Origin of the sequence: Streptomyces sp. NPDC001406 (assembly GCF_042895285.1) — a bacterium.
In the GTDB taxonomy this organism is placed as follows: domain Bacteria; phylum Actinomycetota; class Actinomycetes; order Streptomycetales; family Streptomycetaceae; genus Streptomyces.
In genome coordinates, this window is the sequence record NZ_JBIAWG010000017.1 from 187,379 (window position 1) to 210,647 (window position 23,269).

A 23,269-nucleotide genomic window follows, 5' to 3' on the forward strand; every position below is an offset into this window, starting at 1 on the left:
GTCACGGCCGGCCTGATCCAAACGACACCCCCTAGAAGGTGCTCCTCAGAGCGCGTTCGAGGATCGTGGCGCCCTCCTCGGCCTCCGCGACGGTCAGCGACAGCGGCGGTGCGATGCGCAGCGCGCTGGTGTTGTGGCCGCCGCCCTTGCCGATGAGCAGCCCGCCCTCGCGGGCCGCCTCCAGGACCGCGGAGGCGGCTCGCGGGTCGGCCTCGTCGGTACCCGGCCGCACCAGCTCGACGCCGATCATCAGTCCTCGTCCGCGCACCTCCCGTACGCCGGGGAGCTGCGCGGCAACGCCCCGCAGCCGCTCGATGAGCAGTCCGCCGACGCGCCGGGCGTTGCCCTGGAGGTCGTGTTCCAGGAGGTAGTTGAGGTTGGCGAGCCCCGCGGCCATGGTGATCTGGGTGCCGCCGAAGGTGGAAATGCTGTTGGCGTCGAGGCAGTTCATGATCTCGGCGCGGGCGACGACCCCGCCGACGGACGCGCCGTTGCCGATGCCCTTGGCGAAGGTGAGCATGTCCGGCGGCCCGCTCTGGCCGTGCGCCTGCCAGCCCCAGAAGTGCTCGCCGGTGCGCCCCCAGCCGGTCTGCACCTCGTCGGCGATCCACAGGATGCCCTGCTCCTGGAGCACCTGCCGGAAGGCCGCGTACAGCCCGTCGGGCGGTGAGGTGAAGCCGCCGACGCCCTGGATGGGCTCGGCGATCAGCGCCGCCGGCGGACGGGCGTGGCCGAGCAGGTCCCTGAGGTCCGCCACACAGGCCGCGATGAACTCGGGGTCGCTCAGCTCGGCGAACGGGCCGCGCGTGCGCACGCCTCCGTGGACGTACAGCGTCTGGAGCGGGGACAGCGAGGTCGGGGACCAGCTGCGGTTGCCGGTGATGCCGACCGCGCTGAAGGAGCGGCCGTGGTAGCTGTTGCGCATCGCCAGGATCGTGTTGCTCCGCCGGTAGGTGGTGGCGAGCAGCAGGGCGGTGTCGTTGGCCTCGGTGCCGGAGGTGGTGAAGAAGACGCGGGGGTTCGGGATTCCGCTCAACTGGGCGATGCGCTCGGCGAGTTCGACCATCGACCGGTTGAGGTAGAGGGTCGAGGAGTGCAGGATCCGCCCGGCCTGCTCGCTCACCGCCTTGGTCACTTCGGGCAGCGCGTGCGCGGTCATCGTGGTGAGGATGCCGCCGAAGAAGTCGAGGTACCGGTTGCCGTCGGCGTCCCAGACGTACCGGCCCTCGCCGTGGGTGAGTTCGAGCGGGTCCTCGTAGTAGAGGGCCAGCCAGTCGGGGAGGACGTTGCGATGGCGGTCGTAGAGGTCGCTCATGGCCGCACCAGCCCTTCGTACGCGTCGGGGCGCCGGTCGCGGTAGAACGCCCACTGCTGCCGGACTTCCTCGATCAGGTCGAAGTCGAGGTCGCGGACGACGAGTTCCTCCGCCTTGTCGCTGGCGGTCTCGCCCACGAACTGCCCGCGCGGGTCGACGAAGTAGCTCGTGCCGTAGAAGTCGTTGTCCCCGTACTCCTCCCGTCCGACCCGGTTGATGGCGGCGACGAAGTACTCGTTGGCGACGGCGGCCGCGGGCTGCTCCAGCTGCCACAGATAGGCGGACAGACCGCGGGAGGTGGCGGACGGGTTGTAGACCAACTGTGCGCCGTTCAGGCCGAGTTGCCGCCAGCCCTCCGGGAAGTGCCGGTCATAGCAGATATAGACGCCGACCTTGCCCACGGCGGTGTCGAAGACGGGCCAGCCGGCGTTGCCCGGCTTGAAGTAGTACTTCTCCCAGAAGCCCTTGACCTGCGGGATGTGGTGCTTGCGGTACTTGCCGAGGAAGGTTCCGTCGGCGTCGATCACGGCCGCGGTGTTGTAGTAGAAGCCGGACTGCTCGACCTCGAAGACGGGGACCACGATCACCATGCCGGTCTCGCGGGCGAGCTCCTGCATACGACGCACGGTCGGGCCGTCGGGCACCGGCTCGGCCCAGCGGTAGTGCTCCGGCTCCTGGACCTGGCAGAAGTAGGGGGCGTTGAAGACTTCCTGGAATCCGATGATCTTCGCACCCCGGCGGGCCGCCTCGCGGGCGTGCTCCTCGTGTTTCGCCACCATGGACTCGGTGTCGCCGGTCCAGGTGGCCTGGACCAGGGCGGCACGTACGACGTTGGCCATGCGCTGCTCCTTCGGCGGGTCGTCAGAGCCTCTACGCCCGTAGACGCAGGCCGTAGAGGGACGAACGTAAGCCTCGGGGAGAGCCTTGCCAAGACCATCGCCGTTAACCCGCGGAGTCGATCACGTTTCACACTCCAGTGGGTGAGTCGCGGGCCCGTTCAGGCGGACCGACCGGCCACACGGAGGGCGTGGACCAGGTCCCAGTGGCGCTCGTCGGAGACGCCCCGGGCGGCCTCCAGCAGGAGCGGTACGAGCCGCTGCGGGTCGGGGGCGACGCTGCGGACCGCCTCCTCCGGGGTGCGCATACGGACGTACGCGTCGAGCAGGGCACGCACCTCGCGGGTGCGCCCCTCGGCGGCCAGCGCCAGCACGGCCTCGCCTATCTCCGTGGCGGGCCGTACGACGCCCTGGCGCAGGATCTGCTGTCCGTCTTCGACGCGGCCGGCCGCGACCAGTGCGTCGGCGGCCGCGACCAGTCGGCCGGCGGGCAGCGAGGCGGCCTCCCAGAGCAGGGTCGCCCAGTCGGCGCCGAGCCCGGTGCGCTGCAGTTCCGCGGCGAGCAGGGGGAGGCGGGGCGCGGGCCAGTGGGCGATATCGGCCAGCAGGGCGTGCGCCTCGCCCGTACGGCCCTCGCCGCGCAGCCGCTCGATCGTCGCCACGACCCCGGCGACGGCCCGCATTGCCTCCGCGTCCGGCGGCTCCACCTTCGGCCGCCTCCGGTCCACCGGCTCGGCGGCCCCGGCGAACCGGGCACCTCGCGGGGTCCGGCCCCCGGCGGCGTCCGGTGCGGGCGGCGACGGCACGGGGGCCTGCGGTACGACGACGGGCGCCGCCTCGTCCTCGGCCATCCCGGCGAAGCGGGCACTGCCGCGGCGGCGTTTGCGCTGCTTGGCGGGGGCGGGAGCGGGAGCGGAGGCGGGAGTGGGGAGGGGCGTCGGCACGGTCTCCGGGGGCGGGGTGGGTGCGGGGGCCGCGTCGCCGTACGGGGCCGGGCCCCCGTCGGCTCCACGCCGGTCCGACTCGGCCATGCGGGACCGGAGTTCGGCGCACCGGGCAGTCGCCCGTTCATGGTCGTCGCGGGCCCAGGCCAGGTCGACCCGGATGGCTTCGGCCTCCTCCGGGGTGGTCACGGACGCCAGCAACCGGCCCAGTTCCGCCTGCCGTTCGGCCGCGTACCGCTGCTCGCGGAGCATGACGTCGAGCCGGTCCCCGAGGGCGTCACGGCCGCCCGGCCGGGCGTCGTACGCGGTGAGCGCGGCCCTGTGCAACGCCCGGGCCCGCTCCGCCTCCACTTCGGCCGCCCCGCTGCCGTATGCCGCCGCGAGGTCCCGCAGCAGCGCGTCCACCACGTCCCACGGGGGCACCTCGCGCCCTTCGAGACAGGCCTGCATGCCGTCCGGATCACGCTGCCAGAACACCCCGCACCAGCCGTCACGCTGATCCAGGCGCGCCAGCAGGCCGTCCAGGTAGTTCACGAACTCCCCTACCCGCCGGGGGAGTTGATCCACATCCATCGCCCAACTCCCGCCAGACCGGAGCCACTCCGACTCCGTAGAAAACACGAGCCGTGTTACGGGACGGCTACAGGGAGTTTTCCGTGCGAGTGCACCGATCTCTCTCCCCGGCGACACTTCGGTGATGACGACAGGCGCCGCGACGGCCGCGCAGGGTGCTTGTCAGGCGCCTTTCCCCAACCTTGACCCACGGCAGGCGATCCCCCGATCGTGACACCGGCCGTGCGGCGGGAGGGGTACGGCCACCTGCCTGCGCGGTCTCGTCGGCCCGGGGCTTGCCCGACCGGTTCCGGACGGTCTGCGAAAGGGGCGGAGCCGGACGACGCCGGCCACGGGCGGACCGGCCCGAGTGTCGGTGCCGACGGCCGACGAGGTGGGCGGGTCGGCTCACACCTCCAGTGGCACGCACTGGTCCGCCAGCTCGTCCATGGACAGGCCGAGCGCGCGGGCGAGGGCGGCGATGGTGAAGAACGCCGGGGTCGGAGCCCGACCCGTCTCGATCTTGCGGAGGGTCTCCGCCGAGATGCCCGCCTCGGCCGCGACGTCCGTCATGCTCCGGTCGCCGCGGGCCTCGCGCAGCAGCCGTCCGAACCGCTCGCCGCGTTCGCGTTCTTCGGGGGTGAGAGGGGTGCGCACCATGCCGTCATTCTAATACCGGTATAGTAATTGGCATGGTGGAGCTGAAGACGGACACGTCGATCAACGCAATGCACGAGGCGGGCCAGGTCGTCGGGCGGGCCCTGACAGCCGTACGGGCGGCCGCGGCCGTCGGCGTCTCACTGAAGGAGCTGGACGACGTGGCGCACGAGGTGCTGCGCGAGGCCGGTGCCTCCTCGCCGTTCCTCGGCTACCGTCCCTCCTTCGCCCCCACCCCCTTCCCCGCCGTGATCTGCGCCTCCGTCAACGACGCGATCGTCCACGGCATCCCGGGCCGCTACCGGCTGCGCGACGGCGACCTCGTCTCCATCGACTGCGGCGCGGAACTGGACGGCTGGGCCGGCGACTCGGCGATCAGCTTCGTCGTGGGCAGGCCGCGCCCGGCGGACGTACGACTGATCGACACCGCCGAGCGGGCGCTGGCCGCGGGTATCGCGGCGGCCGTCGTCGGCAACCGCATCGGCGACATCGCCCATGCCGTCGGCTCGGTGTGCCGGGCGGCGGGATACGGCGTGCCGCAGGGCTTCGGGGGCCACGGCGTGGGCCGCCGTATGCACGAGGACCCCGAGGTGCCGAACGAGGGCCGGCCCGGCCGGGGCCTGCCGCTGCGGCACGGCATGGTCCTGGCGATCGAGCCCATGCTGATCGCGAGCGGCCGGGACGCCTACTTCGAGGCATCGGACGGCTGGACGCTGCGCACGAACGACGGCTCGCGCGCGGCACACGTGGAACACACGGTGGCGATCACCCGGACAGGCCCCCGGATTCTCACCGAGCGGCGGGCCGGCGGAAGGGCCCGCCCGTAAGGTGCCCTCCGTCCCCATTCGTGCCAAGGTGTTATGAACGAGCACCAAAGGAACGGAACGTCATGACCGACGGCTACCCTCCCGACCCCTTCGGTGAGTTCCTGTCCCGGTTCTTCGGCGGAGGCGGCCCCCAGGGCCCCCGCCACATCGACATAGGCCGGCTGCTGAGCCAGCCGGCCAGGGAACTCGTGCGTGGCGCGGCCCTGTATGCCGCCGAGCACGGCAGCCGGGACCTGGACACCCAGCACCTGCTGCGCGCGGCCCTCTCCACCGAGCCCACCCGGAGTCTGCTGAGCCGCGCGGGCGCGGACCCGGACGGCCTCGCGACGGAGATCGACCAGCGCTCCGGCCCGGTGCAGCACCCACCGGGCGAGGTCCCGCCGCCCACCTCGCTCTCGCTCACCCCGGCCGTCAAACGCGCCCTGCTCGACGCCCACGACCTGGCGCGGGCGAGCGGTGCCGGGTACATCGGCCCGGAGCACGTGCTCAGCGCGCTCGCCGCGAACCCGGACTCGGCCGCCGGGCACATCCTGGGCAGCGCCCGCTTCGCGTCCACGGGCATGCCGGCCGACGCGCCCGAGACCGACCGGACACGCACCGGAACCGACCGGCAGCGGCCCGCGTCGACGCCGACCCTCGACAAGTACGGCCGCGACCTGACCGAGCTGGCCGCGCAGGACCGCATCGACCCGGTCATCGGGCGGGGCGAGGAGATCGAGCAGACCATCGAGGTGCTCTCCCGGCGCGGCAAGAACAACCCGGTGCTGATCGGCGACGCGGGCGTCGGCAAGACCGCGATCGTGGAGGGGCTCGCCCAGCGGATCGCCGACGGGGACGTGCCCGACATACTCATCGGCCGCCGTGTGGTCTCCCTGGACCTGACCGGTGTGGTCGCCGGGACCCGGTTCCGCGGGGACTTCGAGGAGCGGCTGAACAACATCGTGGGCGAGATCCGCGCCCACTCCGGCCAGCTGATCGTCTTCATCGACGAGCTGCACACCGTGGTCGGCGCCGGGACGGGCGGCGAGAGCGGGGCGATGGACGCGGGCAACATCCTCAAGCCCGCCCTGGCCCGCGGCGAACTGCACGTCGTGGGCGCGACCACGCTGGAGGAGTTCCGCCGGATCGAGAAGGACGCGGCGCTGGCCCGCCGCTTCCAGCCGATCCTGGTGCCCGAGCCGACGGTCGAGGACACGATCGAGATCCTGCGCGGGCTGCGCGACCGCTACGAGGCCCATCACCAGGTCCGCTACACCGACGAGGCCCTGGTGGCCGCCGTGGAGCTGTCCGACCGGTATCTCACCGACCGCCGTCTGCCGGACAAGGCCATCGACCTGATCGACCAGGCGGGGGCGCGGGTGCGCCTGGGTGCCCGGACCAAGGGCACGGATGTGCGCGCGATGGAGCGCGAGGTCGAGCAGCTCGTCCGGGACAAGGACCAGGCGGTCGCCGACGAGCAGTACGAGCAGGCCACCCAGCTGCGCGACCGCATCGCCGGGCTGAAGGAGCGGATCTCCGAGTCCAGCGGCGACGAGGAGGCCGACGAGGGGCAGAACCTGGAGGTGACGGCCGAGGCCATCGCCGAAGTGGTGTCCCGGCTGACCCACATCCCGGTCAGCCGTCTCACCCAGGAGGAGAAGGAGCGGCTGCTCGGCCTCGAGCAGCATCTGCACCAGCGGGTGATCGGGCAGGACGAGGCGGTCGCCGCGGTGTCCGAGGCGGTCCTGCGCTCCCGGGCCGGGCTGGCCAGTCCGGACCGGCCGATCGGCAGCTTCCTGTTCCTCGGTCCGACCGGCGTCGGCAAGACCGAGCTGGCCCGCGCGCTGGCCGAGGCGCTGTTCGGCAGCGAGGACCGCATGGTGCGCCTCGACATGAGCGAGTACCAGGAGCGGCACACGGTCTCCCGGCTGGTGGGCGCCCCGCCCGGGTACGTCGGGCACGAGGAGGCCGGCCAGCTCACCGAGGTGGTGCGCAGGCACCCGTACTCGCTGCTGCTGCTCGACGAGGTGGAGAAGGCGCACCCCGACGTCTTCAACATCCTGCTGCAGGTCCTGGACGACGGCCGGCTCACCGACTCCCAGGGCCGCACGGTGGACTTCACCAACACGGTCATCGTGATGACCAGCAATCTCGGCTCCGAGGCGATCACCGGGCGGGGTGCCGGCATCGGGTTCGGGAGCACCGGGGAGCAGGCCGACGAGGAGGCGCGGCGCGAACGGATCCTGCGGCCGCTGCGCGAGCACTTCCGGCCGGAGTTCCTCAACCGCATCGACGAGATCGTCGTCTTCCACCAGCTCACCGCCGAGCAGCTGCGGCAGATCACCGACCTGCTCCTGGAGCGCACCCGTCGGCTGCTGCACGCCCAGGGCATCACGGTCGCGTTCACCGACGCGTCCGTCGGCTGGCTCGCGGAGCGCGGCCACCAGCCGGAGTACGGCGCCCGGCCGCTGCGCCGCACCATCCAGCGCGAGGTCGACAACCAGCTCTCCCGCCTCCTGCTCGACGGCACGATCACCGAGGGCAGCCGGGTGACGGTGGACGTGGCGGACAGCCGCCTGACGTTCCACGCCCGGCCGACCGAACAGCCACCACCGACACCGGCCGCGGAGCCGGGCGGGGCAGCCCCGGATGTGCAGACAACCCGGGAATCACCCGAAGCGCCGACCGGACCCGCGGCGGCAGACACGGAGGCCGACTCACCTACGCCTGGGGACCAGGACGGCCGGTGACCGCGCAGGGCGCAGGCGCCCCGGGGGAAGCACCGGACTCGTGAGCCGCCCGGGGCCATCGCACACCCGAGCCGGCCCCGGCCTCCGGGTGGCAGGGCCGGCCGGGGAGACGCCAGGCACGCAAGCCGTGCCGCACACGCCGGACCCCCAGCCGAGCCGCGGGCGCCGGGTACCCCCCAAGCGGCTTGCGCCCGGCGCGAGCCAGGACATATGCACCCGACGCGTGAGCCGGGGTGTCCGCGGCGGACGCGCAGGCGGAACGTACCCCGGAGCCGCCCGTACTTCCCGGGCCCCGGCCCCTACCCCGCCGGTCGTACCACCATCGCCGAGCCGCCGCCCCGGCGTACCTTCTCCGCCGCGGCCAGCCACCTGCCGTCCGGGAGGCGCTGGACGCCGGTGGCCGCGCCGATTTCGGGGTTCGGCTTGAAGCTGTGGCCGATGGCCTCCAACCGGGTCCTCAGGTCACTGTCGTAGAGGGCGGGTTCGAGTTCGGTCTGGGCGGCGTTGCGCTGGCTGGCGCGCGGCGCGGCGATCGCGTCGACCAGCGGCAGCCGGCGGTCGAGGAACTCCGTGAGGGTCTGCAGCACGGTGGTGATGATGGTCGCGCCACCCGGTGAGCCCAGGGCCACGACGGGCCGGTCGTGCCGGTCGAGCACGATCGTCGGGGAGATCGAGGAGCGCGGCCGCTTGCCGGGACCGGGCAGGTTCGGGTCGTGCACGGCCGGGTTGGCCGGGGCGAAGGAGAAGTCCGTCAGCTCGTTGTTGAGCAGGAAGCCACGGCCGGGGACGGTGATCGCGCTGCCGCCGGTCTGCTCGATGGTGAGCGTGTAGGAGACGACGTTGCCCCACTTGTCGGCGACCGTGAGATGGGTGGTGTTCTCGCCCTCGTAGGTCGTCGGCGACGCCGTGCCCGCGGTGGAGCAGGCCGCCGGGTCGCGCGGGTCGCCGGGCGCGAGCGGGCTGGTGAGGACGGCATCGTCCTTGATCAGGCAGGCGCGCGAGTCGGCGTACTTCTGCGAGAGCAGTTCCTTCGTCGGTACGTCCTCGAAGGCCGGGTCGCCGACCCAGCGCCCGCGGTCCGCGAAGGCGATCCGGCTCGCCTCGATGAAGTGGTGCAGGTACTGCGTCTCGGAGGCCTTCGAAAGGTCGGTCTTCTCAAGGATGTTGAGGGCTTCGCCGACCGTGGTGCCGCCCGAGGAGGAGGGCGCGATCGAGTAGACCTTCAGTCCGCGGTACGACGTCTTCGTGGGCGCCTGCGACCTGGCGCGGTAGGCGGCCAGGTCCGTGGCGGAGAGCTTGCCGGGGCGGGCGTTCCAGCCGGAACCCGGGTCCACCGGGGGGTTGTTCACGGTGTGGACGATGTCCTCGCCGAGCGCGCCGTCGTAGATCGCGCCGACTCCCTTTCTGGCCAGCTCCTCGTAGGTGCGGGCGAGATCGGGGTTCTTGAAGGTCGAGCCGACGACGGGGAGCCGGCCGCCGGGCAGGAACAGCTGCGCGGTGGCCGGAAAGTAGCGGAAGCGGGTCTCGTTGGACGCGGTCTGACTGCGGAAGGTGTCGTCCACGGTGAAGCCGTCGCGGGCGATGCGCTCGGCGGGCTTGAGGACCGTACCGAGTTGTCTGCTGCCCCATTCGTCCAGGGCCGTCTGCCAGGTGGCGGGCGTGCCCGGGGTGCCGACGCTCAGGCCGCTGCTGACGGCGTCGGCGAAGGCGAGGGGCTTGCCGTTCTCCAGGAAGAGGTCGGAGCCGGCGGTCAGCGGCGCGGTCTCCCGGCCGTCGATGGTGTGGACCGTGCGGGACTTGGCGTCGTAGTAGACGAAGTAGCCGCCTCCGCCGATGCCGGAGGAGTAGGGCTCGGTGACGCCGAGCGCGGCGGCCGTGGCGACGGCCGCGTCCACGGCGTTGCCGCCCTTCTTCAGGACCTCGATGCCCGCGGCGGAGGCGTCCGCGTCGACGCTGGCGACCGCGCCGCCGTAGCCGACGGCCACCGGAACCTTCGCCGCCGTCCCGGCCGCCGGGGCCGGTGGCGCCGCCGCCCCCACCGACACCACGGCGGCCGAAACCGCCAGAACCGTCAGTTTCCGCGCGGCAGAGCGACGCATCCGTACCTCCAGTCCAGGACAGTCCGCGCAGCGTAGCCACATGGACCCCGCCTCGACAGGCTCATTCAAGGCAATTGTCACGCGAACATCACACATCGAACACGGGTACGCTCCGGCTACCCGGGACCGCTACCATGCGCGCCCATGAATGACGACGTCCGCAACATCGTCCTGGGCCTGATAGCCGCCGGTGTCAGCGCCGGTCTCGGCTGGCTGGCCCGCACCTACCTGTGGAAGCGGAAGCTTCGGCGGAAGCAGGCATTCTTCGGCCTGCCCGACAACTCCGAGTCGCTGCTCGTGGTGAACCGCGAGGCGGGCGGGCCCGAGCTGACGGTGATGCGGCACGACGTGTTCGCGCTCCTGGAGCTCGCCGCCCTCATCAAGGACTGCAATGCCAACGCGCAGGTCGTCGCCCACGACGCGGCACAGCAGGGCTTCGGCGAGCGCACCGAGTTCTGTGTGGGCGGACCCGCCTCCAACCGCCGTATGACCGCACACCTCGCCTCCTTGCTGCCCGGCGTGCGCGTCAACGTGGACGCGGAGCCCGGCCCGGACCGCGGCGCCTTCCAGATCGGCAGCGAGCGCTACCGGCTGGAGCCCGGCAAGAGCGAGTACGTGCTGCTCGCCCGGCTCACCGCGGGCCAGGGACGCGACGCGCGCCCGGTGTTCCTCTTCTGCGGCCAGCGCGCCATCACCAACCAGGCCGCGACCCGCTATCTCGCCCGCAACCACGAGCGGCTGGCCCGCAAGCACGGTGACAACACCTTCGTCCTCCTGCTGAAGGTGGTCAATTCGCAGGCGTACGGCCCCGACGTGGTCGAGGTCGTCGCGGACGTGACGCGGACCGCGCAGGCGCCGCTGCCGAAGCTGGAGGCTCCACGCGCCTCACACCGGGCCTCCTAGGGAACAGCACACTCCAAATAACTTTACCCGCACGTAACTTACCGACGGGTTACTTACGGTAAGGCGTCACGGTTACCGTCGGGTCACTTTGCACTGACACGAGTGAGGAGTGACCCCATGGGACACGGTCGCAATACCTTGCGCACCTCCGCCGTCGGAGCCGTCTGCGCGGCGCTGATCGCCGGCAGCGTCGTGGGCCTGGCCCCGGCCGCGCAGGCCGCCGCCGCCATCCGCTTCGTCGACATCACCGGCGACGGCGGCACGACGCTCAAGGCGAACGTCGTCGCCCCGGCGGACGCCGACGCCTCGCACAGCTACCCGCTCATCGTGCTGCCCACGAGCTGGGGCCTGCCCCAGGCCGAGTATCTGGCCCAGGCCCAGAAGCTCGCGAACTCCGGGTACATCGTGCTCACTTACAACGTGCGCGGCTTCTGGCAGTCCGGCGGACAGATAGAAGTGGCCGGTCCGCCCGATATAGCGGACGCCTCCAAAGTGATCGACTGGGCCCTCGCCAACACCCCCGCCGACCCCCGGCACATCGGCATGGCGGGCGTCTCCTACGGCGCCGGGATCAGCCTGCTCGCCGCCGCCCACGACAAGCGGATCAAGGCGGTCGCCGCGCTCAGCGGCTGGGCGGACCTGATCAGCTCCATCTATTCCGGCCGCACCCAGCACGTCCAGGCGGCCGCCCTGCTGGACGGCGCGGGCGTCGTCACGGGCCGCGAGAGCCCCGAAGTACGGCAGATCTTCGACGACTTCTACGCCTCCAACCTCACCAAGGAACAGGAGATGATCGACTGGGGGAAGAAACGTTCGGTCGCGACCTATGTCGACCAGCTCAACAAGAACGCCCCGGCCGTGATGATGGCCAACGCCTGGGGCGACACGATCTTCCCCGCCAACCAGTACGCCGACTTCTACGAGAAGCTCAGCGTCCCGAAGCGGCTGGAGTTCCGCCCCGGCGACCACGGGACCGCCGAACTGACCGGCCTGTTCGGGCTGCCCAACGACGTGTGGACCGACACCGAGCGCTGGTTCGACCACTACCTCAAGGGCGCGGACAACGGCATCGACCACGAGCAGCCCGTACAGCTCAAGTCCCGTAGCTCCGACGGCTACGAGGCCTACCCGGACTGGAAGTCGGTCGGCGCCACCCGCAGGAAGCTCGCCCTCGCCGACGCCACCACGATCCACGCGAACGTGGACTCGGGCGCCGACGGCGGGATCGTCTTCCTCTCCAGCATCCTCGACCAGGTCGCCCGGATCCCGCCGATCGCCTCGATCCCGCTGCTGCCCCGCCGCTGGGCCGCGGTCTGGCAGTCGGAGAAGTACGGCACCGCCCAGCAGGTGCGCGGCACCGCGAAGTTGCACACCACCCTCACCCCGACCAGGGAGAGCGGCACGCTCGTCGCCTACCTCTACGACGTGGGCCCGCTCGGCTTCGGCAAGCTGGTCACGAACGCGCCGTACACCTGGTACGACCGCACGCCCGGCCGGCCGTTCGACGTCGACCTGGACCTCTTCTCGACGGCCTACGACGTCCCGGCCGGACACCGGCTCGCCCTGGTCGTCGACACGGTCGACCCGCTCTACATCGAGCACAACCCGTCCGGCGCGCAGCTGACCTTCTCCTCGCCGGCGGACGACCCGTCATACGTGTCCGTTCCGCTGCGCGAGCAGTGATCTCCGGCTGCCGCCGGCCGGGCCTGGCCCTGTGAACTGCCGCCCCCCTTATGGTCTCGGGGCCGTGAGGGGGGTTCCCACCCGGCAGCAGCGCCCCTGGTTCGGCCGCGGCGACCGCCACGGCCCGGGTCTCGGGACTGCGTTGCTCACGGTGGGACACCCGGCCGGTGAACCACGAAAGCAGCGCACTCATCCCGATGCGGGATGAACGGCCCATCGTAGTCGACGTTCATGAGCCGGCCCGGCCGAGCGTCGCCTCAAGGGAATTCGGGGAGGCCGGCGGCCGGATGCCCTGTGCCACCCGGTGGTTGGGAAGTCCGTCGGGCGCCGGGCCCTCGGCGGGCGGGCCGCCGTGTCTGCCGCAGGCGGCCGCGACGAGCGCGATGGCGAGCGCCGCCGGGGCGATGGACACACGTGTGGTACGGATCATGGTCGCGCCCCCGCTCAGTAAGCGGTCTCGATGACGCGGCCGCACTTGTCGACGTCACGCAGTTCGATCAAAGGATCGACGGCCATCCGCAGCCCTACTCACTCTCTGCTGTGTCATGGTTGCCGCAAACTATCCAGACGGCAGGTGACTCGACACACGACACGCACTTATCGGGCATAAGCCGTATTTACACCGCCTTTAGGTCTCGGCGACCTCGGCATAGAGCTGCGACAACTCGGGCACACCGCTCGCGGCCCACTCCTGGCCCGTCTCGACGACGTCGAACTCACGGCCCGACGCCAGCCGTACGACGGCCTGCCCGCCGGGTCTGAGGTCCCAGCGCGCGCCCTGCACGGTGCGCACGATGACCGTGCCCAGGTACAGCCCCGCGTCGTTGCCCAGCCAGGACAGGCTCTCCTCGTCGTCGCGCCAGCGCGGCAGCAGCTGGTCGAGCGCCTCCAGCGAGGCCGCGGAGTCGTCGAGCAGGACGCCCTCCTGGGACGCCTGCGCGCGCAACAGCTCACACTCGGAGAGGAGCTCCGCGACGCCCTCGGGGTCGAGGGCGAGCACCGCCTCATCGCGTTTCTTGTGCCGACTGCCCAGGAACGGGATGTTCATACGCCCAGCGTGACATTCGCACCACCGTGCGCACCACAGCCCGGGCACGGGTGTCGCGCCCTACACGTCCAGATCGACGACCACCGGCGCGTGGTCCGAGGCGCCCTTGCCCTTGCGCTCCTCGCGGTCGACATAGGCATCCTTGACCGCCTTGGCGAACGGCTCGTTGCCGTACACCAGGTCGATGCGCATGCCGCGGTTCTTCGGGAAGCAGAGCTGGCGGTAGTCCCAGTACGTGAAGGGGTGGTCGTACTTCAGCGGGCGCGGGACGACGTCGGACAGGCCCGCCTCGCGCAGGGAGGCGAGGGCCGCGCGCTCGGCGGGGGTGACATGGGTGAGGCCCTCGAAGACGGCCACGTCGTAGACGTCGTCGTCCGTCGGTGCCACGTTGTAGTCGCCCAGGACCGCGAAGGGGCGGGAGCCGGTCGCGTCGCCGGCGACGGCGGCCTTCAGGGCCTCGAACCACTGGAGCTTGTAGGCGTAGTGCGGGTGGTCCACCTCGCGCCCGTTCGGCACGTACACCGACCAGACGCGGACCGGGCCGCAGGTCGCGGAGATCGCGCGGGGCTCCTCCAGGCCCTCGTAGCCGGGGCCGCCGGGCAGGCCCTTGACGACATCCGCCAGGCCGACGCGGGAGAGCACCGCCACGCCGTTCCACCGGCCCGTGGCGTTCACCGCCGCCTCGTAGCCCAGCTCGCGCAGCTGGTCGAACGGGAACTGCTCCTCGGCGAGCTTGGCCTCCTGCAGGCACAGCACGTCCGTGCCGCTGCTCTCCAGCCAGGCGAGCAGCCTCGGCAGGCGGGCGGTGATCGAGTTCACGTTCCAGGTCGCGATGCGCATGCCTCACAACCTACCGGGCGGGACCGACAACGCCGCCCCGCCCGGTTCCGGCCTCAGACGTCGGCGGAGTCCCCCGGCGCCAGCCGCAGGTGCTCCGAGCCGCCCAGAGCGCCGATCTGGCGGTCGTAGATCGGGCGGGCGAGGTCGGTGAGGAGGGCGTCGTGGATGTCGTAGGCGCGCTGCGGCTTGACCTCGCGGACGTAGTCGATGACCTCGGCGATCTTGTTCCAGGGGGCCATCACCGGGAGCATCAGCGTCTCGACCGGCTGGTCAGGGACGGTGAGGGCGTCGCCCGGGTGGAAGACGCGGCCGCCGTCGATCAGATAGCCGACGTTGGTGATGCGCGGGATGTCCGGGTGGATGACCGCGTGCAGTTCGCCGTGGACCTGGACGTCGAAGCCCGCCGCGGTGAAGGTGTCGCCATGGCCGACGGTGTGCACGCGGCCCGGGAAGGCGGCCGTGAGCTGCTCGGCAACCGACTTCAGCGTCCAGATCTCGGCGGCCGGATCGGCCTCCAGAGCCGCCCGCAGCCGCCCCTCGTCGAAGTGGTCCGGGTGCTCGTGGGTGACCAGGATCGCGTTCGCGCCGACCGCGGCGTCCTGCTCACTGAACCCTCCGGGGTCGAGGACGAGCGTCCGCCCGTCCTTCTCCAGCCGGACACAGGCATGCGACTTCTTCGTGAGCTTCATGGCTCCCATCCTCTCCCCCGCCGCACTCGGTCGCTCTTCGCCGCACTCGGTCGCTTTCGCCGCTCTCCGTCGCTCACTCCGCGAGCGTGGTCTCCTCGCGGATGACCTGCTGAGCCACCCGGAACGCGCTGTTCGCCGCGGGCATCCCGCAGTACACGGCCGCCTGGAGCAGCACTTCCTTGATCTCGTCCGGGGTCAGCCCATTGCGCAGCGCGGCCCGGGTGTGGAAGGCGAGCTCCTCCAGGTGGCCGCCCGCGACCAGCGCGGTGAGGGTGACACAGCTGCGCGAGCGCCGGTCGAGGCCCGGCCGGCTCCAGATCTCGCCCCACGCGTACCGCGTGATGAACTCCTGGAACTCCCCGGAGAAGTCGTCGGCCTCGGTGAGCGCCCGGTCGACGTGCGCGTCGCCGAGCACCTCCCGGCGGATCTTGAGCCCGGCGTCGTACTGGTCCGGCCACCCCGGGGGCTGCGGCGGTACGACGGCGGGGGCGATCTCGGCGATGGGCGCGGCCTGCGGAGCGACGAGCGGCGCCGCGGCCAGGACCGGCTTCGCCGGTGCCGCCACGATGGCCATCTGGCCGGTGGACGAGTCGAAGCCGGGCTGCCAGGCGGTGGAGAAGTGCCGGACCAGCAGCTCGGTGACGGCGGCGGGCTGCTCGACCGGCACGAGGTGGGAGGCACCGGGCACGACCGCGAGCCGGGCGTCCGGGATGCCGGCGACCAGGGTGCGGGCCTCGGCCGGGCCGGTGACCTGGTCCTCCGAGCCGACCAGCACGAGGGTCGGCACACCCACGCGAGCCAGCTCGCCCCGTACGTCGAACCCGGCCAGCGCCTCACAGGCGGCGATGTAGCAGCCGGGGTCGGTGGTGCGCACCATCTGCACGGCCCACTCGGTGATCGCGGGCTGCGCGGACGCGAATCCGTCGGTGAACCAGCGGTCCGGCGCGGTCCGGGCGATCGGGTCGAGCCCGTTCGTGCGCACGATCACCCCGCGCTGCCGGAACTCGTCCGCGGTCCCGAACCGCGGGGAGGTGGCGACCAGCGCGAGCGAGGCGACCCGCTCGGGGCGGCGCAGGGCCAGCTCGATGCCGAGCGCTCCGCCGAACGCACAGCCCGCGTAGCCGAACCGCTGTACACCGAGCCCGTCGAGCGTGACGAGCAGCCTGGCGGCCAGCTCGGTCACCGAGCCGGCCGGGTACGCGAGGGCGCCGCCGTGCCCCGGCAGATCGAACCGGAAGACCCGCCACTGCTTGGTCAGTTCCGGGATCTGCCGGTCCCACATGTGCCATGTGGTACCCAGGGAGGGACCCAAGATCAGGACGGGAGCCTCTTCTGGCCCGTCAAAGCGGTATTGCAGGGTGTTCGACGGTGTCTCACTCACGCCTCAGACCCTCTCACGTATCACGACTGCCCCTATAACGAGGGTTAGGACTGCACAGGTCTGACCAGGTGGAAGACCTCCCGGGCCGCGTAGCGCTTGAGGGTTCGGACTATCTCGCGCCGCGTCTTGCCCTCCTTGCTGCGACGTTCGTAGTACTCCTGGGTACGTGGGTCGACGCGCAGGCGGGTATGCACGATCCGGTGCAGGGCCGCGTTCGCTTGCCGGTCGCCGCCGCGGTTGAGGCGACGGTACTGCCGGCTGCCCGAAGAACGCTCGACCGGGCTGACCCCGCACAGCCCCGCGAAGGACGCCTCACTGCCCAGGCGTTCCGGGTTGTCCCCCACCGTGATCAGCAAAGTGACGGCTGTGTCCGGACCGATGCCCACCACCTCGAGCAGCTGCGGAGCGTGGCGCTCCACCAGCCGGGTCAGGCGGCCTTCCAGTTCCCGGACATCTTCGCTGAGCTGCCCGATGCGCCGGGCCAGAAGTCCCAGGGTCACGTGGGTGGCGTGGAGCACCGATCCCTCGCCGGCCTCATGGTTCAGGCTGTCGTCGACGAGCCCTGCGCACGTGCGGAAAAGCTCTGCATTGCCCAGCCCGGCCAGTTGCTCTCTCAGCTGGGGATCGGCACGGATGAGGACGGCTTTGAGCTGGTTGATCGCCTGGGTGCGGGCCTTGACCGCCGAGTCCTTGGCCAGCTTGTACATCCGGGCGATCTCCACCGGCCCGTCGCCCGTCTTGGCCTGGGCGCGCGCCCGCCCGCTCAGCACCGCCCGGGCCGCGTTCTCAGCATCGAGTGGGTCGGACTTGCCTCGCCGTCGTCGGTCGGCCCGGTCGAACCGGTTCACATCGAAGACGTCCACGCCCTGGGCCAGCAGGTAGCGGGACAGGGCCGCCCCGAAGGAACCGGTCCCTTCCACTCCGGCCCGCCGCACCGTACCCGACGCCCTGGCCCACCCCAGCAGGTTGCGGTAGCCGGCCGCGCTGGCCGGGAACTCCTGGGTGCCGATCACTTCCCCCACCAGGGAGAGCACGGCGGCCACATGGGCATCCCGGTGCGTGTCCACTCCCAGGACCACCTCCCTCGCCGGCCGACGCCGACGAGGACGCGAAGCGGTGGACGTGCCGGTCATGCTCGTTCCCTTTCAGGCCGACGGCTTATCGCGTAGCCGGTAGCGGGCCGTGCGGACGGTCAGAATCGTGATGACGCCTTTCCGGCAAGCCCCTATCGAGACACGTCCATCAGCCCGAGACCAACAGTGCGCAGTCCCCTGGCCGGCGGTCGACACAGTGTGATCAGGACACCTCGGTCAGAGATCTCAGGAGTCAAACCTCGCCGTAGGACAGGCACCCACCTACGGTTCTCGGCCAACCGGCTTCCAGCCACGTCAGCCCGCTCGTTCGAGCGAATTGACTCGAAGCACCGGTCGCCTACCACCGGAACTGGCACCATGCCGCCGTCGTGCGGCACCTCGAGTCGAAGGCGGACCATTGGAACGGCGGGTCAATGAGCGGCAGCTGTCGGTGTTGCAGTGGGTGGGAGCCGGGTGCCCTGCAGGCGTATGGAACACAAGCTCCTACAAGACCACCTGCCAGGCACTCCACAACCGTGGCCTGGTGACGGTCTCCCAGAAGGCCGGGCAGTGGAGCGTCGCCCTGACAAGCGCCGGTCGGCACTACCTGGCGCACGGCACGTACCCTCCCCGCGGATCACGCCCGCGGAAGACCCAGGCCGCCGGTCCACGACCTAAGTCCACCAGAGCGCAGGAAACTCCGGCCACCGAGCGGAAGCCAAGCCCTCCCTCACATCCTCGTGTGACGCTCACGGAGCAGCTGTTACAGGAGCTCGCGGAGGCCGGCGGCAAGATCGTCAAGAGCGGCAGCGGTCCCGGCTTGGAGAAGTGGCCGTCCCGCGTCGCCGCCGCACGCAGGTCCGGAAGGGTTCCGGAGACGAAGGAGCTGTACGGAAACTGGTGCCGCGACGGGTACGAGATCAAGCTCGTCGACATCCCCGCCTGGCGCCTTGCCGTCCTCGACCCCGTCCCCGTGCCCTCGCGGCTCACTCGGCCGCACACCGTGGTGCGGGCCATGCAGAACGAACGCCAGCCGCTGGGCCTGACCAAGCCCGTCCAAGGACGCGCTCTCCGGCTCATCCAGGCACTGATCACCGCCGCCGAGGCCGACGGACACACCTGCTCGGCCGGGCAGACCGGCTTCGCACCCCCACCTCATCGCCGCCGCAGGGCAAATCCCCACTTCACCATCACCGCACAGGGCCAGACAGTGGGGTTTGTCGTCCTCCAGGAGCAGGACCGGGCCGAGCACGTCGCCACCGAGAAGGAACTCGCCGACGCCAAGAAGCACTCCTGGGTCAGAATCCCCCGCTTCGACTACACCCCATCCGAACGCCTCCGCATCATCCTCAGCGGCGGCCAGCCACACCGAGCGAGCGAATGGGCCGACGCTCCCGGCCGCGCCCTCGAACAGCAGCTCGCCGAGATCGCACAGGAGGAGGTCACGCTGCGCGGCCAAGCCGCCGAACGCAGACGTCAGGACGAGGCCGAAGCGGCACGCCAGAAGCGCATCCGCTGGGAAGCCGCCATGGAACAAGCCCGCATCCGGTACGCAGAGGCGTACCGCGTCCGGCACCTCGAAGCCCAGGAAGCGGCATGGCGACACGCCACCCGACTGACCCAATACGTGAGCACCGTACGCACGCGAGTCGAGGACATGCCTCCGGGCCAGGCCAGAACCGAAGCCGAGGAATGGATCAGCTGGGCAGCGGCCACCGTTGAACGCCTCGACCCATTGAACACACCGCCCCGGCTGCCCGACATTCCCAAGCCACAAGCCGACGACCTGAAACCCTTCCTCGGGCACTGGAGCCCTTACGGTCCCACCTACTGAACGCCCGCACCGCACATTGTGCGCCCACAACCGCAGTTCAGGGGCTCTTCGCGACCGGTTCAATCGCGGCACACCGACCTGGTGGGTCATCGGAAAGATGTCGGCCTGGACGCAGGCAGGAAAGCAGCAGGTCAGAGATGATTTTGGGTCCCGGATGAGGGCCGCCGGGCGCCCGGAGCGTCAAATGAGCGTCACGGCCCTACGTCGGTTCGGTACCGGAACTCTGGCACATCACGGCTTCCCGTAGTACGCAGCGACTCCACCGGTACGGAGCCTCACGCCGTTAGAGTCGCGTCGGCGCGCCCAGTGCGTACGAGAGGCCCGCCGTCGAAGGGGCAGTGTGTGATCGAAATTCGCTGACGGGGCCGCTCCGGACCGGGGAGGCTTGTCCCGCCTGTTGCACGCCGCCCGGGGACGGAGCCGCCTATTTTGATCATCCTGGACACGAACATGCTGTGGGGTGTCTCCCCTGACAACGCCAGCGTCGACCTGCTCAAGACCATCCAGGCAACGGGGCGCAAGGCGTCGCCGTCCCGTGGACGGTCATGGAGGAGCTGGCCGCGCAACGGGCGCCGCCTAGGTCATTCTCGACGACGAGGAGCCTCGCGTGTGGCTTCATTTGGACGGGGATCATGCCTCGTTCGCCGGGATGAAGATCTGCGGATTCGACCTGGGGCCGGCCCCGGTGCTCGACCTTGACCGGCCATCGGAGATGAGCTGATTCCTGCGGTCGTGCCGTCCCGACCATGCGACCGTCGGTCAGGTCGTGCCGTTGACTGACGCAGTGGGTGCACCTGCCCCCCGAATACGGCTCACAGAGACATGGCGAACAGGCCGAGGACGTCGAAGAGGGGCTTGTCGGTGGGCACCGCTACTATCCAGGATGCCTCACGGGACGACGGACGGAGTCAGGGAATGGGCTACGTGAACGAAGCAGCGCTCAAGCGGAAGTTGGGTATCCCGAACTGGCGGAGCCTGTCCAAGGCCAAGGTGCTCAAGTTCGCGGCAGCGATGCCCGAGATGGCCACCGAGGTGCGGCTCAAGCTCATCGAGCAGTTCCCCGGCTTCAAGGACTTGGGCAAGGCCGACATCGATGCGGTCACAGAGGCACACAAGTCCACTCTCGCAGCCAACGAGAACAGTCAGAACCACTTCTACAAGGCTTCGCAGGACCAGCGGGACGCTCTGCAGGCCGACCTCGGTCGGGACGACCTCAGCTGGGCGCAACGGGAGGCCCTTCACGACCGCCTCGACCAAAACGTACAGCGGGTAGGCGAGAAGGACAGCGAGAGCAAGCAGTTTCTGGGGGCGGGGATGAAGGTGGTGGCAGCCGCCGGTGCAGCCGCCCTCGGGCTGGGCGTGGTATTCGTCGGCGGCAAGATCGCTGGAGCGAGCGAAGACGGTTCCGAGGAATCCCAGTAGGACTGAGGCTGGTCCTCTGGAGTGGACCCACCGCGGGTCAGTCGGCGGGTGACTCTGCCTCCGGCATGTCGTGCTCGATTCCGGCATGCAGGGTGCGGCCGCCCGATGGGATCACCTCGACGAGGCGTTCCTCCTCCGCGCGGGATAGATCCGTGAAGAGTCGGATGGACGTGTTCACGAGCTCCAGCAGTGGGACACTGCCGCGAGGCGGCTTCACCGAGGCGGTCCGGGCGGAGAAGTTGTACCTCACCGGTACGCCACTTGGCGGTAGGGCTTCGAGATTCTTGACCAGGGTTCCTGGTCCGAGGGATTCGCTGAGGTGGCGGAGCCGGTCCCCATGCAAAGCGCCCACCTCTCCTTCGTACGCCACCTTTCCGCCACCGTTGACCAGTGTGATGGCCTTGAGGCTCAACCCTAGGAGCGGCAGACGATTGCCGACCTCGTCGAGGGCCGGCAGTTCGTACGCCGCTCGTGCCGCCGACGATGTCAGGTGGTCGACCTTCTGTGCGAGCGTGAGAACGAAGCCGGGCGCGTCGAAGCTCAGGACTCCCTCGCCCGTAGTCCAGTGCAGGGGGGCTGCGCCACGGCGAGCGGCGACGGAGGAGGGGGCTACGCCGCATACCCGGGCGTTCCATGTGCTCAGCGCGGCGCGCATGAGGTGCTGGAGATTGTCGGTGGCGGTGATCCTGCCGTGCCGCAGCAGATCGGTCAGAGTGATCTCACGGGCGATACGGCTCCAGAAGTTGCCATCAGGGATCTCCTGGCCTTCGAGGAGGTAATCGAGCGACGACTCGTCCAGTTGCTGCGGATATTTGGGAGCGCGTTCGAGTGCGGCTACCGGTGCACCACTAGCGCGCCATAAGGTACCCAAGAAGGCCGTCAGGCGGCGCGCGATCGGTGGGGACAGCGTGTCCGAGGCAAAGGCAAGCGCGTCCTCAGTCCCCTCACGCTCACCGCGGCGGGCTGCCTGCGCGCCGGTCGTCATGGCACGGGCCAGCCGGGATACGGAGCGCTCGTCAAGGAGGCCCTGGCCGCCTTCAATGACGGTGTTCGCGATCAGACGCCTCAACGCGGCGTCGGCCGACTCGCCAGCGGTCAGCTCCGCGAAAGCCGCCAAGTCCAAGACCAGGGTGTGGTGGTCGATCGCGAGCGAATCCAGGGTGCGGGCGTCGAAGGACGGGCGGAGAGCGCCGAGCGCCAGAACAATGGGCCGGTCCTGGCGAGCAAGGCGCCTGATGTCGAACCCGAGCTCGTCCGCGTCCGTCGTGCTGCGCAGGTAGACGTATCGGTCGCTGAGGTCGTCGTCGTGCGGCCATCGCATGACCAGGTCCGGCATGTGGGTGTGGTTGTAGTATCCGGTGCGCCTGGTTCGGATCTGCGGATTGATCTGCCGAAGGTGCTGTTCGAGGAGTCGTTTGATTTCGGCGAACGAGCGGTACGGGTCGTCCGCCTCGAGTGCCTCGGCGATTGACGATGCGACGGCGTTCACCACTCCCCCTTTAGGGTCAGCTCGTGCGCCAGGATGGCCCGCCACTCGGTGAGGGGCAGCAACCCCTCCTGCTTCTCTGACAGGACGATGCGCCACACGCGCTCGGACACGCTCTGGACCGCGTTCGCGTCGATCCTCTTCCTGGCCTCGTCCTCGGAGACGTCACCGAAGATGCGTTGCCGGTGTTGGACGACAGCGGACTCGATCCTTTGCGGCTCGTGTAGTTGCGACCAACTGTTCACATTGAAGGGGGCCCAGGTGATCCACATGTAGTGATCACCGAAGAGGTACTTCTCCTGGTGCGCGACGTAGCACTTGGCGAGGAACTCGACGAAGTGAGTGCCCTGGTCCGCCGGCCCCTGATAGTGCTTGACCTCCGCGCAGAACTGGTCGCCATGGTAGGGGGCGCCCCGCATCGACCCGCCCAGGTCGAAGGAGAAGGTCTGTCCGCCCTCCGGCCAGGCGAGTGTCAGTTTCCTCGCCCAGGCGTCCGAGTCCGTGTTCGCGAAGGCCCCACAGATCCGCATCGTGCCCTCGAGGTAGAGCTTGGCTCTCTTCGCTCCCGAGATTCCCTTTAAGTGGGCGTCCTCTCCTACCACGGTGAGAGTCTAAGCGCCGCGGAGGGGCGGCGGCTGATGGCCGTACTAGCGAGCGGTCCCTGATTCAGAGCAGGGGAGTGCTGTGCAGACAACCTGGCGGTGCCGCGAAGGAGCGGAGCGGACCACAGGATCCAGGCATACAGGGCGACAGCTGCTGCTCAGGCGGCAATTGACCGCACCAGAGCGCCGCACGTGTGTTGTGCTCCTTCTCCCTGAGTCGTCAGGCGACAATCACACAGACGAGAAGGAGGGAGGGGTCTGATGCAGGTTCGGGTGACAGGTGTGGTCACGCGGCCTGGAGGGCCGACGTGGTCATGACGGTCTCGAATTCGATGGGGGTCAGCCGGCC

General features: G+C 70.2%; 19 protein-coding genes. 6 read left to right on the forward strand and 13 right to left on the reverse strand.

The window, feature by feature from the left end:
• Window positions 1-31: 31 nt before the first annotated feature.
• From ACFY1J_RS35630 to ACFY1J_RS35645, 4 genes are all read right to left on the reverse strand, one after another.
• On the reverse strand, window positions 32-1,315 hold the full coding sequence (locus ACFY1J_RS35630; RefSeq protein WP_390732638.1) for an aspartate aminotransferase family protein: 1,284 nt from the start codon (window positions 1,313-1,315) through the stop codon (window positions 32-34).
• A complete protein-coding gene (locus ACFY1J_RS35635; protein WP_390707131.1) occupies window positions 1,312-2,154 on the reverse strand; it encodes a nitrilase-related carbon-nitrogen hydrolase in 843 nt (280 codons plus the stop codon). Before ACFY1J_RS35635 ends, ACFY1J_RS35630 begins: the two co-directional genes overlap by 4 nt.
• A 158-nt stretch (window positions 2,155-2,312) precedes the next feature.
• Window positions 2,313-3,668: a hypothetical protein gene (locus tag ACFY1J_RS35640; RefSeq protein ID WP_390732639.1), complete on the reverse strand. Its 1,356-nt coding sequence runs from the start codon at window positions 3,666-3,668 to the stop codon at window positions 2,313-2,315.
• A 387-nt stretch (window positions 3,669-4,055) separates the two neighbouring features.
• Window positions 4,056-4,307, reverse strand: coding sequence for a helix-turn-helix domain-containing protein (locus ACFY1J_RS35645; protein WP_390707133.1), 252 nt, complete (start codon window positions 4,305-4,307; stop codon window positions 4,056-4,058).
• A gap of 32 nt (window positions 4,308-4,339) precedes the next feature.
• On the opposite strand from ACFY1J_RS35645, the gene map reads away from it, so the two are divergent.
• Together map and ACFY1J_RS35655 are read left to right on the forward strand one after the other, a co-directional pair.
• Entirely contained in the window at window positions 4,340-5,131 is a 792-nt protein-coding gene (map, locus tag ACFY1J_RS35650) for a type I methionyl aminopeptidase (RefSeq protein WP_390707134.1), read from the forward strand.
• A gap of 62 nt (window positions 5,132-5,193) precedes the next feature.
• Window positions 5,194-7,860 (forward strand): ATP-dependent Clp protease ATP-binding subunit, encoded by a 2,667-nt coding sequence (locus ACFY1J_RS35655; RefSeq protein WP_390732640.1) that lies wholly within the window; start codon window positions 5,194-5,196, stop codon window positions 7,858-7,860.
• 299 nt (window positions 7,861-8,159) lie between these two features.
• Here ACFY1J_RS35655 and ggt read toward each other — a convergent pair whose 3' ends face one another.
• The gene (ggt, locus tag ACFY1J_RS35660) at window positions 8,160-9,959 is read right to left on the reverse strand and encodes a gamma-glutamyltransferase (RefSeq protein WP_390732641.1); all 1,800 of its coding nucleotides are present in this window, start codon (window positions 9,957-9,959) and stop codon (window positions 8,160-8,162) included.
• A gap of 144 nt (window positions 9,960-10,103) precedes the next feature.
• Here ggt and ACFY1J_RS35665 point away from each other — a divergent pair, with 144 nt between their 5' ends.
• Both ACFY1J_RS35665 and ACFY1J_RS35670 read left to right on the forward strand, forming a co-directional pair.
• Window positions 10,104-10,862: a hypothetical protein gene (locus ACFY1J_RS35665; protein WP_390707137.1), complete on the forward strand. Its 759-nt coding sequence runs from the start codon at window positions 10,104-10,106 to the stop codon at window positions 10,860-10,862.
• Window positions 10,863-10,979: 117 nt separating this feature from the next.
• Window positions 10,980-12,545 (forward strand): alpha/beta fold hydrolase, encoded by a 1,566-nt coding sequence (locus tag ACFY1J_RS35670; protein ID WP_390732642.1) that lies wholly within the window; start codon window positions 10,980-10,982, stop codon window positions 12,543-12,545.
• A 229-nt stretch (window positions 12,546-12,774) separates the two neighbouring features.
• Here ACFY1J_RS35670 and ACFY1J_RS35675 read toward each other — a convergent pair whose 3' ends face one another.
• The 6 genes from ACFY1J_RS35675 to ACFY1J_RS35700 all read right to left on the reverse strand — a co-directional run bounded on the left by ACFY1J_RS35675 (window position 12,775) and on the right by ACFY1J_RS35700 (window position 17,570).
• On the reverse strand, window positions 12,775-12,975 hold the full coding sequence (locus tag ACFY1J_RS35675) for a hypothetical protein (RefSeq protein WP_390732643.1): 201 nt from the start codon (window positions 12,973-12,975) through the stop codon (window positions 12,775-12,777).
• Window positions 12,976-13,173: 198 nt separating this feature from the next.
• Window positions 13,174-13,593 (reverse strand): DUF6278 family protein, encoded by a 420-nt coding sequence (locus ACFY1J_RS35680; RefSeq protein WP_390732644.1) that lies wholly within the window; start codon window positions 13,591-13,593, stop codon window positions 13,174-13,176.
• 60 nt (window positions 13,594-13,653) lie between these two features.
• Window positions 13,654-14,433 carry an exodeoxyribonuclease III gene (locus tag ACFY1J_RS35685; protein ID WP_390732645.1) on the reverse strand — a complete coding sequence of 260 codons (780 nt, stop codon included), beginning with the start codon at window positions 14,431-14,433 and terminating at the stop codon, window positions 13,654-13,656.
• 53 nt (window positions 14,434-14,486) lie between these two features.
• Window positions 14,487-15,122, reverse strand: a complete 636-nt coding sequence (locus tag ACFY1J_RS35690) for an MBL fold metallo-hydrolase (RefSeq protein WP_390732646.1) — start codon at window positions 15,120-15,122, stop codon at window positions 14,487-14,489.
• 73 nt (window positions 15,123-15,195) lie between these two features.
• Window positions 15,196-16,503, reverse strand: coding sequence for a 4-carboxymuconolactone decarboxylase (pcaC, locus tag ACFY1J_RS35695; RefSeq protein WP_390732647.1), 1,308 nt, complete (start codon window positions 16,501-16,503; stop codon window positions 15,196-15,198).
• 44 nt (window positions 16,504-16,547) lie between these two features.
• Entirely contained in the window at window positions 16,548-17,570 is a 1,023-nt protein-coding gene (locus tag ACFY1J_RS35700; RefSeq protein WP_390732648.1) for an IS110 family transposase, read from the reverse strand.
• 748 nt (window positions 17,571-18,318) lie between these two features.
• On the opposite strand from ACFY1J_RS35700, the gene ACFY1J_RS35705 reads away from it, so the two are divergent.
• Both ACFY1J_RS35705 and ACFY1J_RS35710 read left to right on the forward strand, forming a co-directional pair.
• Window positions 18,319-19,410, forward strand: a complete 1,092-nt coding sequence (locus ACFY1J_RS35705; protein ID WP_390732649.1) for a hypothetical protein — start codon at window positions 18,319-18,321, stop codon at window positions 19,408-19,410.
• A gap of 915 nt (window positions 19,411-20,325) precedes the next feature.
• A complete protein-coding gene (locus ACFY1J_RS35710; RefSeq protein ID WP_390732650.1) occupies window positions 20,326-20,832 on the forward strand; it encodes a hypothetical protein in 507 nt (168 codons plus the stop codon).
• 37 nt (window positions 20,833-20,869) lie between these two features.
• Here ACFY1J_RS35710 and ACFY1J_RS35715 read toward each other — a convergent pair whose 3' ends face one another.
• The gene (locus tag ACFY1J_RS35715) at window positions 20,870-22,321 is read right to left on the reverse strand and encodes a hypothetical protein (protein ID WP_390732651.1); all 1,452 of its coding nucleotides are present in this window, start codon (window positions 22,319-22,321) and stop codon (window positions 20,870-20,872) included.
• Window positions 22,318-22,920, reverse strand: coding sequence for a hypothetical protein (locus tag ACFY1J_RS35720; RefSeq protein WP_141720349.1), 603 nt, complete (start codon window positions 22,918-22,920; stop codon window positions 22,318-22,320). Before ACFY1J_RS35720 ends, ACFY1J_RS35715 begins: the two co-directional genes overlap by 4 nt.
• Window positions 22,921-23,269 lie beyond the last annotated feature (349 nt).